The sequence below is a fragment of the Bacteroides sp. AF25-38AC genome, assembly GCF_003602995.1.
GTDB lineage: Bacteria > Bacteroidota > Bacteroidia > Bacteroidales > Bacteroidaceae > Bacteroides > Bacteroides uniformis.
On record NZ_QTMD01000006.1, the window covers coordinates 40,421 to 58,475 of the forward strand.

The 18,055-nt window shown below is 46.1% G+C and carries 11 protein-coding genes; 7 read left to right on the forward strand and 4 right to left on the reverse strand.

The window, feature by feature from the left end:
- The first annotated feature begins 39 nt into the window (after positions 1–39).
- Both tatC and DWY55_RS05695 read left to right on the forward strand, forming a co-directional pair.
- Positions 40–861 carry a twin-arginine translocase subunit TatC gene (gene tatC, locus DWY55_RS05690; RefSeq protein ID WP_009037149.1) on the forward strand — a complete coding sequence of 274 codons (822 nt, stop codon included), beginning with the start codon at positions 40–42 and terminating at the stop codon, positions 859–861.
- Entirely contained in the window at positions 861–4,292 is a 3,432-nt protein-coding gene (locus DWY55_RS05695; protein WP_009037148.1) for a DEAD/DEAH box helicase, read from the forward strand. Before tatC ends, DWY55_RS05695 begins: the two co-directional genes overlap by 1 nt.
- Before the next feature lie 321 nt (positions 4,293–4,613).
- Here DWY55_RS05695 and DWY55_RS05700 read toward each other — a convergent pair whose 3' ends face one another.
- From DWY55_RS05700 to DWY55_RS05710, 3 genes are all read right to left on the reverse strand, one after another.
- Positions 4,614–6,104: an MFS transporter gene (locus tag DWY55_RS05700; protein ID WP_009037147.1), complete on the reverse strand. Its 1,491-nt coding sequence runs from the start codon at positions 6,102–6,104 to the stop codon at positions 4,614–4,616.
- A gap of 141 nt (positions 6,105–6,245) precedes the next feature.
- Positions 6,246–7,202: a 5-dehydro-4-deoxy-D-glucuronate isomerase gene (gene kduI, locus DWY55_RS05705; protein WP_005823932.1), complete on the reverse strand. Its 957-nt coding sequence runs from the start codon at positions 7,200–7,202 to the stop codon at positions 6,246–6,248.
- A gap of 27 nt (positions 7,203–7,229) precedes the next feature.
- Positions 7,230–8,621 carry a PTS galactitol transporter subunit IIC gene (locus DWY55_RS05710; RefSeq protein ID WP_005823931.1) on the reverse strand — a complete coding sequence of 464 codons (1,392 nt, stop codon included), beginning with the start codon at positions 8,619–8,621 and terminating at the stop codon, positions 7,230–7,232.
- A gap of 467 nt (positions 8,622–9,088) precedes the next feature.
- Between DWY55_RS05710 and DWY55_RS05715 the strand changes: the two genes are divergently transcribed.
- From DWY55_RS05715 to DWY55_RS05735, 5 genes are all read left to right on the forward strand, one after another.
- Entirely contained in the window at positions 9,089–9,655 is a 567-nt protein-coding gene (locus DWY55_RS05715; RefSeq protein ID WP_005823929.1) for an RNA polymerase sigma-70 factor, read from the forward strand.
- Positions 9,656–9,759: 104 nt separating this feature from the next.
- A complete protein-coding gene (locus DWY55_RS05720) occupies positions 9,760–10,935 on the forward strand; it encodes a FecR family protein (RefSeq protein ID WP_005823927.1) in 1,176 nt (391 codons plus the stop codon).
- 18 nt (positions 10,936–10,953) lie between these two features.
- Positions 10,954–14,310: a TonB-dependent receptor gene (locus DWY55_RS05725; RefSeq protein WP_005823925.1), complete on the forward strand. Its 3,357-nt coding sequence runs from the start codon at positions 10,954–10,956 to the stop codon at positions 14,308–14,310.
- A gap of 20 nt (positions 14,311–14,330) precedes the next feature.
- Positions 14,331–15,797, forward strand: coding sequence for a RagB/SusD family nutrient uptake outer membrane protein (locus tag DWY55_RS05730; protein WP_005835238.1), 1,467 nt, complete (start codon positions 14,331–14,333; stop codon positions 15,795–15,797).
- Between the two features lie 18 nt (positions 15,798–15,815).
- Complete coding sequence (locus tag DWY55_RS05735) at positions 15,816–16,979, forward strand: metallophosphoesterase (protein ID WP_117877866.1); 1,164 nt, start codon at positions 15,816–15,818, stop codon at positions 16,977–16,979.
- Between the two features lie 155 nt (positions 16,980–17,134).
- On the opposite strand, the gene DWY55_RS05740 is transcribed toward DWY55_RS05735, so the two are convergent.
- Positions 17,135–17,788, reverse strand: a complete 654-nt coding sequence (locus tag DWY55_RS05740) for an HAD family hydrolase (RefSeq protein ID WP_005823917.1) — start codon at positions 17,786–17,788, stop codon at positions 17,135–17,137.
- Positions 17,789–18,055 lie beyond the last annotated feature (267 nt).

Sequence of the window (18,055 nt, forward strand, 5' to 3'; positions counted from 1 at the left end):
AAATAGTAAATAGTAAATTGTCAAATAGTAAATCCCTTTATGTCAGAAAAAGAACTAACCTTTTGGGACCACTTGGACGAGTTGCGCCGGGTGTTGTTTCGTGTACTCGGTGTGTGGTTTGTATTGGCTATCGGTTATTTTATTGCCATGCCTTATCTGTTTGACAATGTGATATTGGCTCCTTGCCATAACGACTTCATTTTCTATGACTTGCTGCGCTGGATAGGGCAGAGACTGGATTTGCAGGATGAATTCTTTACCCAGGAGTTTCATGTGAAGCTCGTCAATATCAATCTTGCCGCACCGTTCTTTGTCCACATGTCTACCGCTTTCTGGATGTCGGTGGTAACGGCTGCTCCTTATACTTTCTATGAAATCTGGCGCTTTGTAAGCCCTGCACTCTATCCAAACGAGCGTAAAGGGGTGAGGAAAGCGCTGGGTATAGGTACGGTGATGTTCTTCATCGGTGTGTTGCTGGGGTATTTTATGGTCTATCCGCTGACATTGCGTTTCCTTTCCACTTATCAATTGAGCGCAGCCATCGAGAATCAAATTTCCCTGAACTCGTACATCGACAATTTCATGATGTTGGTGCTTTGCATGGGACTGGCATTCGAACTGCCGCTGGTGACATGGCTGCTTTCCCTGCTGGGACTGGTGCACAAGACCTTTTTGCGGAAATACCGCCGTCATGCTGTTGTCATCATTGTTATTGCCTCGGCCATCATTACTCCGACCGGTGACCCGTTTACCTTGACAGTAGTGGCGGTGCCGCTTTATCTGCTCTATGAGTTGAGTATCCTGATGATAAAGGATAAAAAGACTGATGATGAAGCGGAAGAAGTGGAGACAGAGGAATGATGGATTGTGAAGTAAAGGAATATTTTAGTATATTGCTGGAAGCCTGCCACGTTGAGGAAATCTCCTTGGACGTGGCCTATCGGCAATTGCGCGAGTTGCTGGAGCGTTTGTGCCGTACACAGATGCCCGACGGCAGCTTGCAGATGACGGACCTTTCTGCACGTATCAGTTTCGTGGCTTCGAAGGCCGGACTTTCCACCGTGGAACAGAACCGTCTGCATACCTTCCGGCTGACCTCCAATGCTATTCTGAACCGCCAGGCGGAACCGCAACGTGAACAGTTGTTGCGTGATGCCAAGACACTGGCATTCTTTGTCAAGCGCTTGACGGGGGAGGAGATACCTGCCGAACTTTATCGCCTGCTACCCCGTGCGGATGCCACCTATATAGTGGCACCGCCCGCCAAAGAACGGATAAAGCGCATGCGCGTCTGTTTTCAGTATGCCGATGATACTTATTTATATGTACTGCCCGTAGACACTGTAGCCGATGAGCCGTTGCGTGTCCGTTATAATGTACCTCAGATTAATGAAGAGTTTGCAGAAATCTGCCGGATTCTGTGGCGGCATGCCCAGGTCAATCTGCTGGATGTTACGGTGGACGAAGTCGGCATACTCACCCCTTCCTTTATTATACTTGAGCCCGATTACTTGATAGACATCAGTTCGCTTGCCGAATGCTTCAAGGATTACGGGCATCATCCTGCCAATTATATCCTGGCACGGCTCCAGTCGCCAGACAATACCCGTCCGTTACTGTTGGGTAATATTGCCAACCTCTTTCTGGACGAATGGATTCATGCCAAGGAGGCACCCGATTATTTGGCATGCATGAAGAAGGCCTTCCGTTCTTATCCCATCGAGCTGGCAGCATGTGCCGACCTGCGCGACCGGGAGAAGGAAGCTGAATTCTTTTCCGATTGCAAGCGCCATTTCGATAATATCCACCGGACGGTGACAGAAACATTTCGTGCATCCGGCTATGAGCTCGATAGGACTGATGCCGTGCTGGAACCCTCTTACATCTGTGAAGCATTGGGTTTGCAAGGGCGTCTGGACTACATGCAGCGGGATATGACCTCGTTCATTGAAATGAAGTCCGGTAAGGCGGACGAGTATTCCATCCGTGGTAAGGTGGAGCCTAAAGAAAACAATAAGGTGCAGATGTTGCTCTATCAGGCTGTGTTGGAGTATTCTATGGGAATGGACCATCGACGTGTAAAGGCTTATCTGCTCTATACCCGTTATCCGTTGCTTTATCCGGCGCGTCCTTCGTGGGCAATGGTGCGCCGTGTGATGGATGTGCGTAACCGGATTGTAGCCAATGAATATGGCATCCAGTTACGGAATAGCCCACAGTATACGGCAGAGCGCCTGAAAGACATCCATCCGGATACCTTGAATGAGCGCGGTTTGGACAATACCTTGTGGAAACGCTTCCTTTGCCCCTCCATCGATGCCGTAGCGCAACGCATCCGTTCGCTTTCGTCGTTGGAACAAAGCTATTTTTATACGCTCTATAACTTTATAACCAAGGAACTCTATACCTCCAAATCTGGAGATGTGGATTATGAAGGACGTACCGGTGCTGCCGCCCTCTGGCTTTCCACACTGGCTGAGAAATGTGAGGCAGGTGAAATTCTGTACGATTTGGCTATTTGCGAGAATCATGCGGCAGATGCGCATAAACCGTATTTGTCACTCAGAACGAAGCAAATGGTTGCTTCCCGGCAGGAGCGGGTTCTGCCCAATTTCCGTCAGGGTGATGCGGTGGTTCTTTACGAACGGAATACGGATACCGACAACGTTACCAACAAGATGGTGTTTAAAGGTAATATAGAGCGCATATCCGATAACGAGGTCTGTATCCGTCTTCGTGCCACTCAGCAGAATGCGGGTGTATTGCCTGCTGCTAGCCTTTATGCCATAGAACACGACTATATGGACACCTCCTTTCGTAGCATGTATCTGGGACTTTCCGCTTTCCTTTCTGCCACTCAAAGACGGCGTGATTTGTTGTTGGGGCAGCGCCCTCCCGAGTTCGATGCTTCTTTGGATACTGGTATTGCGACCGCTCCGGATGATTTTTCGCGGATTATTCTAAAAGCGCAGGCTGCCCGCGACTATTTCCTTTTAATCGGTCCGCCGGGTACCGGCAAGACCTCTCGCGCGCTGCGGGGCATGGTAGAAGCCTTTTACCGGGAGGGGAAACAGATTCTACTGCTTTCGTATACCAATCGTGCTGTAGATGAAATCAGTAAGGCGCTGGCTTCCATTGAGCCTGAAATAGACTTTATCCGTTTAGGCAGTGAGTTGTCTTGCGATGACTCATTCCGCCCGTATCTGATTGAGAATGTGTTGGAATCTTGTGCCACTCGGCGGCAGGTGCAGGAGCGCATTGCCCGTTGCCGTGTTTTTGTCGGTACGGTTGCCACGCTTTCTTCCAAGACCGAACTTTTCCGGTTGAAGACTTTTGATGTAGCGATTGTGGATGAGGCTACCCAAATTTTGGAACCACAACTGCTGGGATTACTCTGTACCCGCAATCCCGCAGGCGCGGATGCCATCGGCAAATTTATTTTGATAGGTGACCATAAGCAGCTACCCGCAGTGGTCTTGCAGTCGTCCGAGCAGTCGGAAGTGTGTGACGAAGCTTTGCAGGCCATCGGATTGTATAATTTGAAAGATTCCCTTTTCGAACGCCTTTATAGGAATCTCTCCAAGGAAAGTGCCAATCGCCAGGCATCAACCTCTCATTCTTCATCTTTTATCCCTCATCCCTCCTACGACATGCTCTGCCGTCAGGGTCGTATGAATATCGAGGTAGCTTTGTTTCCTAACCGGGCTTTTTACGGTGGTCTGTTGGAACCGGTTGGTCTGCCGCACCAGCAGGGAGAGCTGATTCTTGCTCCTGAGCTGTGTGATTGTGAGTTTGCCGGCTTGCTGACTCGTCGTGTCGCTTTTCTGCCTGCCGCAGTCGAACCGCCGGCACAGTCGGCCAAGATGAACCATTCGGAGGCGCGGATTGTGGCACGGTTGGCAGCGGCTATCTATCGGCAGTATGCAGCTGTTTCCGGTTTCAACCCGGCTGTCACTTTAGGTGTCATCACTCCTTATCGCAGTCAGATAGCCTTGATTAAGAAAGAGATTGCTGCTTTGGGTATTGCTCCTTTGGAGGATATATTGGTAGACACCGTGGAACGCTTCCAAGGTAGCGAACGGGATGTTATTATCTACTCTTTCTGTGTGAACCGGGCTTATCAGTTGAAGTTTCTGGCAAATATGACGGAGGAAAACGGTACTCGGATTGACCGGAAATTGAATGTTGCCCTTACTCGTGCCCGCAGGCAGATGTTTATGACAGGAGTGCCGCAACTATTGAAACTTAATCCTATTTATGCCGAGCTCTTGTCTGTAGTTTGCCATTCGTAACCGTCTTATTTAGTAAATCTTAAATATTTTCTGCTTCTTTATAGAGTTTATTAATAACGCTGTGTGAGATAAACCATTATCTTTGCATCACGTTTTTTTCATAGAGATTTAGATTTAAGGTTAGAAGAATTGTGGAAGTCGTGAGACTTCCCTTTTTTTCATCTTAAATTGTGTTCCATTTACAGTTTTTTGTTTTTGACTGTAATTGAACGAAGAAAAGCCATTTCGTGAGAAAAGGCTTTTTTTGTGCGGAGTTTGCAAGGCATGTAATGCAGTTTGCAAACTCCGCATGATTCTGAATATCTATATAGAGACTTCTGATTAGTCCACTATAATCGGTTTGTACTTCGGAACCAGTGCCTTCATGATGCACCAGCCTATCAGGTAGGACACTGCACATACACAGAAGATGATGAAATATCCGGCAGGCTTGCCCTGGAATCCAAGAAATACCATTTGTGTCTTGTCGGCATAGTCGAACAGCAAACCGGAACTCATGTTGATAAGGAATGAGCTGATACCGCCCGCCATACCTCCGATTCCCACAATGGTGGCAATGGTGCTCTTGGGAAACATATCACCTACCACAGAATAGATGTTGGCCGACCAGGACTGATGGGCAGCGCCTGCAATACCTATGATGATAATCGGGAACCAATAGGCTTGTTCGCCAAATACTTCCTTGTTGCCCAATGGCTGTGCAAACAATGCCAATAGCGGGAACAGTGCAAAGATGAACATGGCCTGCATGCGTGCGGCGTAGGGGTTCTTACCGGTTTTGTTGATAATGATGGTGGGCAATTTCCCGCCATAGACGGACAACATCGTGATGGCATAGAGCACAAAGATAAGCATCTGTGCCGTGGGAGTATCTGAGGAGAATCCGTAAACGTCCGAAATGTATGCGGGTGCCCAGAAGAGGAAGAACCACCATACACCGTCAGTCATGAATTTGCCGAAAAATACAGCCCAGGTTTGCGGATATTTGAAACATTGCAGGAAAGAAATGCTCTTTTCATCCTTGGTTGTCGGAGTAGTCGCCTTTTTATCCTTCTCATTGTCTTTGTCTTGTTCTATATATGCCAGCTCAGCTGCGTTTACGTGTGGATTTTCATCAGGTTTCTTGTACATGAATATCCACAGTCCCATCCAGATGAAACCCAATCCGCCGATAACGATAAAAGCCATTTCCCAGCCGTTGCCCACGCCCATGCGTTGGAAGTAGCGGGCCAGGGTAGGGATACACAATGGGGCTATCAGTGCTCCGATGGTAGAGCCGGCATTGAATATGGAAGTGGAGAAGGCACGGTCTTTCTTTGGAAAATATTCGGCAGTCACCTTGATGGCGGCAGGAAAGTTTCCTGCTTCACCGATGCCCAGTATGATACGGGCGGCAATGAAGTAGTAAACGCTGGTGATGGCTATGGTAGAGGCCAATGCACCGGTAGCGCTAATCATGTTGGCGGCATTTTCAATGCCGAGGGTCATTTCTGTGGCAAGTCCGCAGAGGGCGTGCATACAAGCACCGATAGACCATACGGCAATGGCCCATAAATACCCTTTTTTCGTTCCCATCCAGTCGATGAAACGTCCGGCAAACAGATTGCCTAAGGCATAGACGATGGAAAAGATAGCTGTGATGTAGCCGTAGTGTGTATCGGTCCAGTGGAATTCGGGGGAGATGAAATCTTTCCAGGTCAATGAAAGAACCTGGCGGTCGAGGTAATTGACGGTTGTCGCGAAGAATAGCATGGCGCAGATAATCCAACGGTAATTGGTCATCCGCCCTGCGGTGTTTTGAAATGTACTCATGATAATAGATTTATATTTTGATGCAAATGTAGGGGTTTGTGTGTTGTTCGAGGTGTAATATTGAGTAAAAAGGATGTAGAAAATGACAAAAATAGGCATGGATTATTTAAGTCCATGCCTATCGGACGTTGCAGGGCAACTTTATTTCATATCGATGTATTTGATTTCGTCTTTGTCGCTGTATTTCAGGTTTTCACCGCCCATACCCCAGATGAAAGTATAGTTGCTGGTTCCGGCAGCAGCGTGGATGGACCATTCGGGAGAAGTGATGGCTTGTTCGTTGTGCAGCCATATCAAACGTTCTTCCTGCGGTTCGCCCATCAGGTGACAGATAGCGTTGCCGGGTTTCAGGTTGAAGTAGTAGTAAGCTTCCATGCGGCGAGTGTGCGTGTGGGCAGGCATGGTATTCCATACAGAGCCGGGAGCCAGTTCCGTGAGTCCCATCTGCAACTGGTTGGTACCGCCGTCTTTCACTCTTTCCAGTACATCTTTCACAATCAGCTGGTTTACGATACGGTCGTTGCTGTCTTCCATTTTTCCATAATGGTCGGAGATGCCCAGTGCATATTTCTTGGGGTTGGCTTTCTGAAGCTTGGCATCGGTGGTAATCAGCTGAGTAACATAGGGTTTGTAGGCCGGGGCCGAGTTGATGTAGAACTTGGCGGGATTGGTAGCGTCGTTGCTCTTGAAGGTTACTTCCTTATTTCCGCAGCCTACGTAAAGGGCTTCCTTATACTTCATGGGGTATTCCTTACCGTCTACAGTAACCACTCCGTCACCGCCGGTATTGATGACACCCAGTTCGCGGCGTTCGAGGAAGTAAGTGATTTCCGGACCCAGTTCACGGAACACTTCCAACTTCAATGTCTTGTTCACCGGCATGGCGCCACCGTAAATCAATCGGTCGTAGAGGGTGTAGGTTACGTTGATTTCATCCGGAGCCATCACTTTGTCCATCATGAATCTGCTGCGCAGAAGTTCCGTGTCATAATGCTTCACGTCCTGCGGATGGCAGGCGGTCTGCACTTTGTAATTCACTTGGGCATTGGCTGCCATGGCAGCTGCTCCCATCATAAATGCAAGTACTAACTTTTTCATAATCCGTTACTATTTAATTTTTAACTTTTAATTTTTGATTGATTTCTGGTATTTGATGATAGCACGACGGTTCATAATCATCAGGAACAATGTGCATAATACAAGGATACCGGAGCCTATCCATTTCAACGAGTAGGTCAGGTGGAAAATGACCCAAGCAAAGGGGCTGGATGCAAAATCCAGTGCGCCGCCTTCAAAGCCGGCGGGGATATTCACGGCAGCATCTTGTGTCTTCTCGTATACATCGTGGGCTGCTTGTGTGAAATAGGGGGCGAGGTCTGTTACGAAATAAAGACCGATGGTCAGTACAACGAGTCCGATGATGAACGTCTTTACTACATTTCCTTTCGTGATGGGCAGTACCAGTGGGAAGAGGTAGAACATTCCGGCCAGCGATGCCAGAGGCAGGAACTGGTTACCCGGCAGGATGACAGCCAGCAGTATGGTTACGGGAATCAGCAGCAGGGAAACCACCAGCGTTGCAGGATGGCCGATAACCAATGCGGGGCTCATACCGATGTTCAGGCCGACAGCACCTTTGAACTTCTTGGCAATCAGCTCGCGGGTAGCATCAGAAATAGGCTTCAAGCCTTCGATGAACAAAGCGGTGATACGCGGAATCAGCTCCATTACGGCGCCCATCTTGATACCCAAACCTAATATATAAGGTATCTTGTCTACCAGTTCCTGACCGTTCTTGCAAGACAAAGCACCGATACCGCAACCGACCAGAATACCCAGGAACAGAGGCTCACCCAGCAAACCGAATTTCTTCTTCATGCCTTCCGCATCAATGTTCAATTTGTCAAAACCGGGGATTTTGTCCAATGCTTTATTGATGACTACGGCAAATGGAACGAAACCTGCGCAGAAAGGCTGGGGAATGGAGATACCCTCCATCTTGTCGTAGAATCCCTGGAATTTGTCGGCGGTATAGTCGGCCATAATCAGGGTAATGATGTAGCAGATAATAGCGGCGAAGAAACCCCACCAGATATTGTCGCTGGCAAAATAAACGACTGCGCCGATAAATGCGAAATGCCAGTAGTTCCAAAGGTCGATATTGACCGTACGGGTCGTTTTCGTTAATAACATCAGAAGATTTACTCCCAAACATACCGGAATGATGAATGCACCCACCGATGTGTTATAGGCTACAGCCGCAGCTGCAGGCCATCCCATATCGAATACTTTCAACTGAAGACCGTAAATTTCAACGACTTGGCTCAGAGCAGGACCGAGGCTGCTGGTCAACAGCGCAGTGACAACTGACAGACCTACGAAACCGACACCTACCAGCAGACCACTCTTTAGCGCCTTACTGAATTTGATGCCGATGCATACTCCCAAAATTGTAAAGATTATAGGCATCATCACTGCTGCTCCTAAGCCGATGATATAGCCGAAAACTTGTTCCATTCTCTTGTGATTTAATTAGGTAATTGAGTTTGTTTTTGCAATAGTATGAATTAAAAACCGGGTCAAAAATAAGACCTTTTCTCAATTAATCAAACTCGAAAAGCATAATTATTTAGTAAATGGGACAATTTTGGACGAAATTGGTCGTTATCGTGCACAAAATTGCTCGTTTTCGTACACGAAAACCAAATAATACACTCTCTGCATTGAAAAGTATACATAGGAAAAACAACAATTTTGGGTGGAGTGAACTTTAATCCAGTTTACTGTGTTATTATAAGACATTGAAACAAACCGGACTATAATGATATATTTGATTTTTTTATTGGCAATAGGACTATTGGTCGGATGGAGCTTATGGAAAGCTCCATCCGATATTGATTTATGGGGAAAAGATTTAGAGGATTGATAGTTATATTGGTTATATTCTGAAAATTTAACTATATTAGCGCCCGAAAAGCATAAATATGGCGCTAAATCTGATAAAAAAGGATAAATCCCACTCTGTTGTAAGCATTAAGCTGGATGAGCAAGAGTTTCATAATATTTTTAAGGAATATTATGCGGCGCTTTGTTCTTTCGCGTTCCAATACATGGAGGATGCGGATATGTCAGCAGATATAGTACAAGACGTATTTGCCAAGTTGTGGCAGATAAGAGACGATTTCTTTTATCTTCATCAGGTGAAAGCTTTTCTTTATACGGCCGTACGTAACCATGCCTTGAACGAACTTGAGCATTCGAAGGTAGCTCATGAATACGAGCAAAAGATTATAGCCAAAAAAGCAGATGCTTTTTTTCGTGATGCGATTGTGGAAGAAGAGACTTTCCGGATTCTGTCAGAAGCTATAGAGAAACTTCCTACCCAAATGAGAGCCATCATGCAGTTGGCTCTGGAAGGTAAAAAGAATGCAGAAATAGCAGAGCGTCTCAATGTCTCTCCCGAAACGGTACATACTCTTAAAAAAGTGGCTTATAAAAAGCTTCGTGCATTCCTTACCGATTATTATTATTGCCTTCTGTTATTTATCTAAAAGCACATTTTTTTCTATTTTTTCAAAAAAAAGTCTTTATCGATTCACCATGTTTTCATTTTGGCTTGTATTATCATTAAAGATAGACTAAAACATGCCAAATTATGATAAAAGAGTACTTTCATATAGCTCATCTTATTTCCAGGCACCTATCCGGTGAAGTAACACCGGAAGAGAGCCGTTTTTTGGATAAATGGCGCAAAGAGAGCAAAAGCCATGAGCAGCTTTTCCAAAAGATTTGTAGTGATGAACATTATGCACAGCACGAAATTCGTAAAATGGAGTTTGATTCGCAGGCTGGATGGAAAGGTGTCGAAACACGTATCAAGAGGATGGAGCTCAGAAGGAGACATTTGAAACTGTTACGGTACGTTGCTCTTTTTATTGCACCGGTGCTGATATTGGTTTTTGCATTTCAGGATATTTCTGTACCCCATGTCATGGATGGCAATCAATTATTGGCTGCCCAGCAAATACTGCCGGGTGGAGCCAAAGCTATTCTTACATTGGATAATGGGGAAACGGTTTATCTGGATGAGAATGCCGATGGGCGGCAGTTGCAGTTGGCTGGTAAACAAATACAGATAGATTCGACGACCTTGAACTACAGCGCTGCAGACGGGCAGGTTGTGCTGTCAGCTTTGGCATATAATAAAGTTGAAGTGCCTCGAGGCGGTGAGTATACACTTGTTCTGAATGATGGTACAAAAGTACATCTGAATTCAATGAGCAGTCTACGTTTTCCGCTTGCTTTCGAAGCAGGGAAGCGGGAAGTGGAATTGGCGGGAGAAGCTTATTTTGAAGTAAATAAGACCGGTCATCCCTTCATTGTATCGACTCAAGGTATGCAGATTGAGGTGTTGGGAACAACTTTCAATATTTCGGCCTATCCGGGTGAAGAATATCAGGCGACTCTTGTCAGTGGTTCTGTTAAGGTGGACACCGGGGAGGGACAGAGTCTTGTCTTAAAACCTTCACAGCAGGCATCATTAATTCCCGGGAGCGGGAATATACAAGTGCGTACAGTAGATACTGCCTTCTATACATCATGGGTGAAGGGAAAAATCAATTTTAAAGATCAACGGCTGGAAGATATTATGAGAATCCTTTCAAGGTGGTATAATATTGAAGTGGACTATTCAGACGAAGCGTTAAAGAACCTGCGTTTCGGTTGCTATGTGAACCGTTATGAGGAAATAGCTCCTTTCCTTGAGCTACTGGAAGCGACGGAAAACATACATGTCAAAATCAACGGTAAAACTATTATATTCTATAAATAACCATTTAATAATTTAATTATGACTAAGGAACAGAGCTACACCAGGTTTTGGGAAGGTAGTAAACGTATGTGGATTACATTCCTGTTTTTCAGTTTTATTATGATTGGCTTTGTGCAGGCTGCCAATACGGCGTTTGCCCAGACAACAGTTACTGTAAATGTGCAGGACGCCACTTTAAGTGACGTGTTATGGGAAATTCAACGCCAGACGGATTTTACTTTCATTTATAGTACAAATGACGTAAAGAATGTCAAGGTACGTAATTTGAGGGTCACGAATGGAAAAATCGCAGCAGTGCTGGATGAATGTCTTAAGAATAGCGGATTGGCTTATGTCGTAAAAGACGGGGCCATTGCTATCCGTCCAGCCAATGAAGTGAATGCTGTGAAGGCAGTAGAACAAGCTAATGTTATTTCCGGAACAGTGGTGGATGAGACCGGTGAGCCCGTCATTGGAGCCAATGTTTTGGTCAAAGGTACTACAAACGGTCAGATTACCGATTTGAATGGAGGTTTCTCTATCAAGGTGGAGCATGCATCGGCTACCTTGCTTGTCTCTTATGTCGGCTATGTTCGTCAGGAAGTGAAAGCTACTTCGGGTAAGATATTGAAGATTGTATTGGTGCCGGATGCAAATATGATGGAAGAGGTGGTTGTAACTGGTTACGGTACATTCAAGAAATCTGCTTATGCGGGTTCGGCTGCCAGTGTGAAGAATGAAAAGATTGCCGATGTGCCTTCCGTTTCTTTCCAGGATTTGTTGCAGGGAAATGCTACGGGTGTACAGTTTACTTCTGCTTCCGGCCAGCCGGGTTCTTCAGCTTCTTTGAGTATTCGTGGTATGGGCTCTTTCAATGCCTCCAACTCTCCGCTGTATGTTATTGATGGAGTGCCCGTTACTTCCGGTTCGATAAACTCCATCAGTTCGGATGGTGGTCTGGATGCCATGTCAACCGTCAACACTTCGGATATTGAGAATATTACGATTATCAAGGATGCCGCTGCTGCATCACTCTACGGTTCGCGCGCTGCGAATGGTGTGGTTCTGATTACGACGAAGAAAGGTAAAACCGGTAAGGCTTCTATCAGTTTGAAAGCCGATTGGGGATTCAGTGACTTTGCTATGGATTATCGTCCTACTTTGAGCGGAGCAGAACGTCGCGAATACATATACAATGGTATGGTGCTTGGACAACAGCGCAGCGGCAAATCGGATGCGGATGCCATAGCTTATGCTGATAAGAATATCGACAAATATGCTCCGGTTCCCTGGTGCGGCTATACGGATTGGGGAGATTATCTGTTCAAGAAAGGAAGCCATTCCAGTTATGAGGCTTCCATATCCGGAGGAACTGACAAATTCAAATACTATTCTTCATTGTCCTATCTCAACCAAGAAGGTATTGTAAAAACATCGGGGCTGGAAAGAATTACCGGACGTTTGAATGTTGATTTTCAGGCTACGGATAAATTGAAATTCGGTGCCAACATCATGTTTACCAATCTGAATCAGGATGTATATAGTGAAGGAACCGGTTATACTGCTCCTTTCTACTCCAGCGTAAGCAAATTGACGCCTTCAGATCCGGTTTACAATGAAGATGGAAGCTATAACCAGGACTTGATTTCGTTGTCAAGAAGAAATCCCGTTCTTGCCCAGGAGTACAATTACCAGCGTGAGTATGTTACCCGTATGTTCAATACGATTAATGCCGAATATGAATTTATCAAGGACTTGAAGTTAAAGTCTATTTTGAGCTATGACTATAACATCAGTAAGGGTAAAGAATGGAAAGACTCCCGTACCTCCGACGGTGAGAAGAATAATGGTGGAGCCGAAAAGGCATATAGTGAATATAACAAGTTGGTGTGGTCAAACCAGTTGACTTACAAGACTACTATCCAAAAGGACCACAATTTGGATGCCCTTGTCGGATATGAAATCGATTCCAAGTACAATGATTTCTTGTCGGGATATGCTACTAACTTCCTGACTCCGATAAAGAATGACATTGCCAACGGGCAGACTTTAGAGAGCATAGATGGTTCTTCCAAGAGGTCAAGAATGGTTTCTTACATCACCCGTCTCAACTATGACTACAAGAACAAGTATTATCTGGGTGGGAGCTATCGTATGGATGGCAGTTCACGTTTGCACAGAGATAATCGCTGGGGAAGTTTCTGGTCTGTTTCAGGAGCATGGCGTATTATCGAAGAGGATTTCATGAAACCCACGTCCAAATGGCTGACCGATTTGAAACTCCGTGCATCCTACGGTGTGAATGGTACGTTGCCCTCCGACTTATACGGCTATATGGGCTTGACGAGCCTTAGTGGCGGCTATATGGAGAATCCTGCATTGATTCAGTCGCAGATTGAAAATAGGGATTTGGAATGGGAAACGAATTACAACTTGAATATCGGTCTGGACTTCGGCTTCTTCAACCGTTTGAACTTCACTTTGGAGTACTATACCCGTACTACTAAGAACCTTTTGATGGACTGTCCCGTATCTATGACTACCGGTTTCAGTTCCTATCTGATGAATATCGGTGAGGTGAAGAACCAGGGTGTGGAATTGGAAATCAATTCCAAGAACATTGTGTCCAAAGACTTTGACTGGTCTACCTCTTTCACCCTTTCGCACAACAAGAATAAGATTGTGAAACTGGACGGCGAACAGACCCAGATTATCAGCGGCTCGCAGATTCACATGATTGGCAAGTCCTACCGTACATTCTACATGATAGAATTTGCCGGAATCAACCCCGAGACCGGTGCACCTCAGTTCTATACCAACGACGTGGACGAGAATGGAAACTATATCAAGGAAATCACAGAGAATAACAAGGATGCCAAAGCCATTCCTCTGAAGAAACATGCCGAGCCCAATGTGACCGGTGGTCTCTCTAATACTTTGCGTTACAAGTGGTTCGATTTGAGCTTCATGTTCTCTTATCAGTTCGGTGCTTATGGATATGATAACTGGGCACAGAAAACAGAACATGGCGGCAAGGACTTTACTCTTAATATTCCGGCCTATTATCGTGACAATTGGAAGCAACCGGGAGATATCAGTAAATATGAAGTGTTTATAGAGAAGCCGGCGGTAGCCATGAATGGCGTTACCACTACCCGCCGCTTGCACAGCACGGACTTTATCCGTCTGAAAACGTTGACTTTCGGTGTGACCGTTCCTAAAACATGGACCCGGAAAATCGGCGTAAACAGCCTGCGCCTTTACGCATCTGCCAACAACTTGTGGACTTGGGCCGCTTACGATTTCTATGATCCGGAATCAGTCAGTGCAGGTACAGCCGGCTGGGGAACACCTCCTTTGAAAACAGTAACTTTCGGTCTTAATTTGAATTTCTAACCTCATAATAAAGAAACACAATGAAAGCATTAAAATATATGATGATGGGGATGTTGGTCAGCCTGACCGCCTCCTGTGGCAATGACTGGCTTGATGTTGAATCCAGTACAAAGATTCCGACTGAAACCGCCATACAGAATCTGGATGATGTGGAATATAGCTTGAACGGTATCTACGACGTGATGCGCAGTACCAACTATTACTCGGGCCGTATGATTTATTACGGAGACGTGACGGGTGACGATACGCAGTCCATAAAGACCGGAAAGCGTACCACCAGCTACTATATGCTGGACTATACAAAGGATTCCGGTCCGTCTTCCCACTGGTCTTATGCCTATAAGATTATCCAGAATTGTAATATCATTTTGTCTCAAATAGACGGATTGGATGTCAGTGAGGATGATACGGAATACTTCAACGACCTGAAAGGCCAGACCTTGGCTCTCCGTGGATTTGCCTTGTTCGACCTGACCCGTTTCTTCGGCTATCCGTATGCCAAGGATGGAGGAGCTTCTTTGGGAGTGCCTATTGTGACCGAAGTATCCAATACGGAAAACAAGCCGTCGCGCAATACCGTTGCCCAGTGTTATGAGGCAATCATCAAGGATTTGAAGGAAGGTGCTGACCTGCTGGATGAAGAATTCAACAAGGGTAAGATTAATAAGTGGGCGGCAATGCTGTTGCTGAGTAGAGCCTATTTGTATATGGAAGATAATCAGAATGCCTTGATTACGGCTGAAGCTGCCATTGCGGGAGCGGAAAAGAATAAGTACCGTTTGTGGACCAATGATGAGTATGGCACGATATGGGGAACTGATTTTGCCTCTTCCGATCCGGGAGAAGTCTTGTTTGAGTTGGTGAATCTGACAGTGGACGGCGTTGGCAAAGAAAGTGTGGCTTACCTTTGTTGGCAGGCGGGTTATGATGATTATTGCCTGACCAGTTCTTTCTATGAACTGATGCAGGAAGATCCGGATGATGTCAGGAATCAGGCATATACGGTTGTTCCTAAGACAAAGAGAGCTTACATAGCCAAGTATCAGCCGCAAAGCGGCAAGGCTGTGGAAGATTCCAATATTCCAGTACTTCGTCTGTCCGAACTTTATCTGATTGCTGCCGAAGCGGCTGTAAAGCTCAATAACAATGACAAGGCTGTAAAGTATCTGGATGCTATTGTCAGCCGTGCCAATCCGGAAAAGACCGTGCAGGGTAAGACGGTGACGTTGGATGATGTTCTGTTGGAACGCCGTAAAGAGTTGTTCGGTGAAGGACACCGTTTCTTCGACGCCCTTCGTAATCATCAGACTATCGTGCGCAAGGAGTCGACCAAGGAATTTCCGGAAATAGCCGAGACTTCACATCTGAAGATGGTGGATGAGAGCGTATCTTTTGATTGGAACTATTATCGTGTAGTATTGCCCATTCCTAAGGCGGAGATGAATTCCAATCCGAATATGCAGCAGAATCCGACTTATGGTGATTAATTCCAAAAAAGCGAGAATATGAAGTATCAGACTACTATTGTAAAGTCTTTTTTTACTGTATTTATTCTAACCTTCATCAGTTCCGGCCTAAGTGCCGGAACTCTTGGTTTAGACGGTAAGAAGAAGGATAAGGAGAAGAAGGAGGAATTGTCGGCAGACGGACCTTATGTGATTTATGAACCGGACGGCAAGGTGCGCGTCATAAGCGTTACAGCCCAAGGGCAGATAGAAGATACGACTTATACGGTGCTTCCTCAGGATTTCACCCTTCATGTCACGGACCACAAAGGGCGTTATCCGTTTGATGTGAAGCTGCATCCGGTCAAACGTCCGGAATGGCAATACAGACAACCGGATAAAGTGTTTGTGATGTCTGACCCCCATGGCAAGTTGAATTGCGTGATGAGCTTGCTGCGAGGCAACAATGTCATTGATAAAGACTACCATTGGAGTTTTGGAACCAACCATCTGGTGGTTATCGGTGATATATTTGACCGTGGCAAAGATGTGCCGCAGATATTTTGGCTGTTCTATAAATTGGAGAAGGAGGCGGCAGATGCAGGTGGTCATGTTTCGTTTCTGTTGGGTAACCATGAACCGCTTGTGACGGCAAATGATTTGCGTTATACCAAAGAAAAGTACAAGACATTGGCCCGAAAACTGGGTATGGATTATCCGGCATTGTTCGGTCCGGACACAGAACTTGGCAAATGGCTTGGTACCCGTAATACGATGCAGACCATCGGACCTAATCTGTATGTGCACGCAGGTTTGGGAAAGGAGTTTTATGACCGTGACTTGAATATTCCCACAGTGAATGAGGAAATGAGCCGTGCATTGTTCATGAGCAAGAAGGAACGTAAGGCCTTATCGCCTCTCACGGCTTTCCTATATGGTAATAGCGGACCTATCTGGTATCGTGGATTGGTACGGACGGATGCAAAATACCATCCATTGGCACAAGACTCCCTGCAACTGATGTTGAAACGTTATGACGTCGAACATATCATTGTGGGGCATACTATCTTTAAGGATATTTCCACTTTCTATGATGGACGGGTGATTGGAGTGAATGTGGATAACGAGGAAAACCGAAAGAAGAAACGTGGGCGCGCTTTACTGATTGACGGGAATACCTATCTTGTGGTAGGAGATAAAGGAGCGATGCGAAAATTGTTCTGAGGCTGTTCTCTTTCTGATTATTTTTTAGGCGTGGAAGTACGTGGATTTCACGGAGAGACAAAGAAAAACTCCGTGTTTTTCGCGTAATCCGTGCCTAAAAAATATCATAATGTAAATATGCACTCTCGGATAGCTGGGGGGGAGGGAGTGCCTTCTCAAAGAGCGGCGATAACGGCAATGTCCGTAGCATTGTCTACGATATGTGCCGGATGAAACTCTTCCAGTTCTGTGCGGGGACGGAATCCCCAGGTGACTCCGCAGGCAGTGACTCCGGCATTGGCGGCCGTCTGCATATCCACTCCGGAGTCTCCCACATATAGCACGTCTTCACGGGATATCCGGGTGATGTCCAGAATGTCATGCACCACTGTTGGGTCGGGCTTCACGTTGACCCCTTCCCGTTGTCCGAAGACGGCGGTAAAACGTATGTTGGGGAAATAATGTGAAATCAGTTTCACGGTAGCCGATTGATATTTGTTGGAAGCCACTGCCAATATCATCCCTTTCTCCTGCAACTGTTCCAGTAGTTCGGGGATGCCGGGGTAAGGGCGGCTTTTATCAGCATTGTGCACGTCATAATAAGGCACAAACTCCTTGCGGACGCGCAGGACGTTTTCTTCGCTCTTTTCCCCTTCCGGGAGGGCGCGCTCGAACAGTTTGTTGATTCCGTTGCCAACCATGAAGTTATAGGCCGATTCCGGGTGAGTGGGATAGCCAAGCGCTTGCAGGGCATGGTTTGTACTTTGTGCCAAATCGGCTATTGTATTCAGTAAAGTTCCGTCCAGGTCAAATATAATCAACTTCTTCATTGCCTTCTCTATTTTTTAGTTTGCTGCAAATATAGGGCTTTTTGCGCTCATGTTCAAATGCTGTCTCGGGTTTCATCAGGTATTTGCAGAATAGGAAGCCCTGGGCTGATAATCAGTGCGTTATTACTGCATTCCTGCTGCATGCGTTTTGCAGTAGTACTGCAGATGGAGTGCAGCGTTACTGCAAATATGTTTGCAGTGATACTGCAACTGTATTGCAGTGGTACTGCACAAGCGTTGCAGTAGTTTTGCAGTGGGTGATCGGTA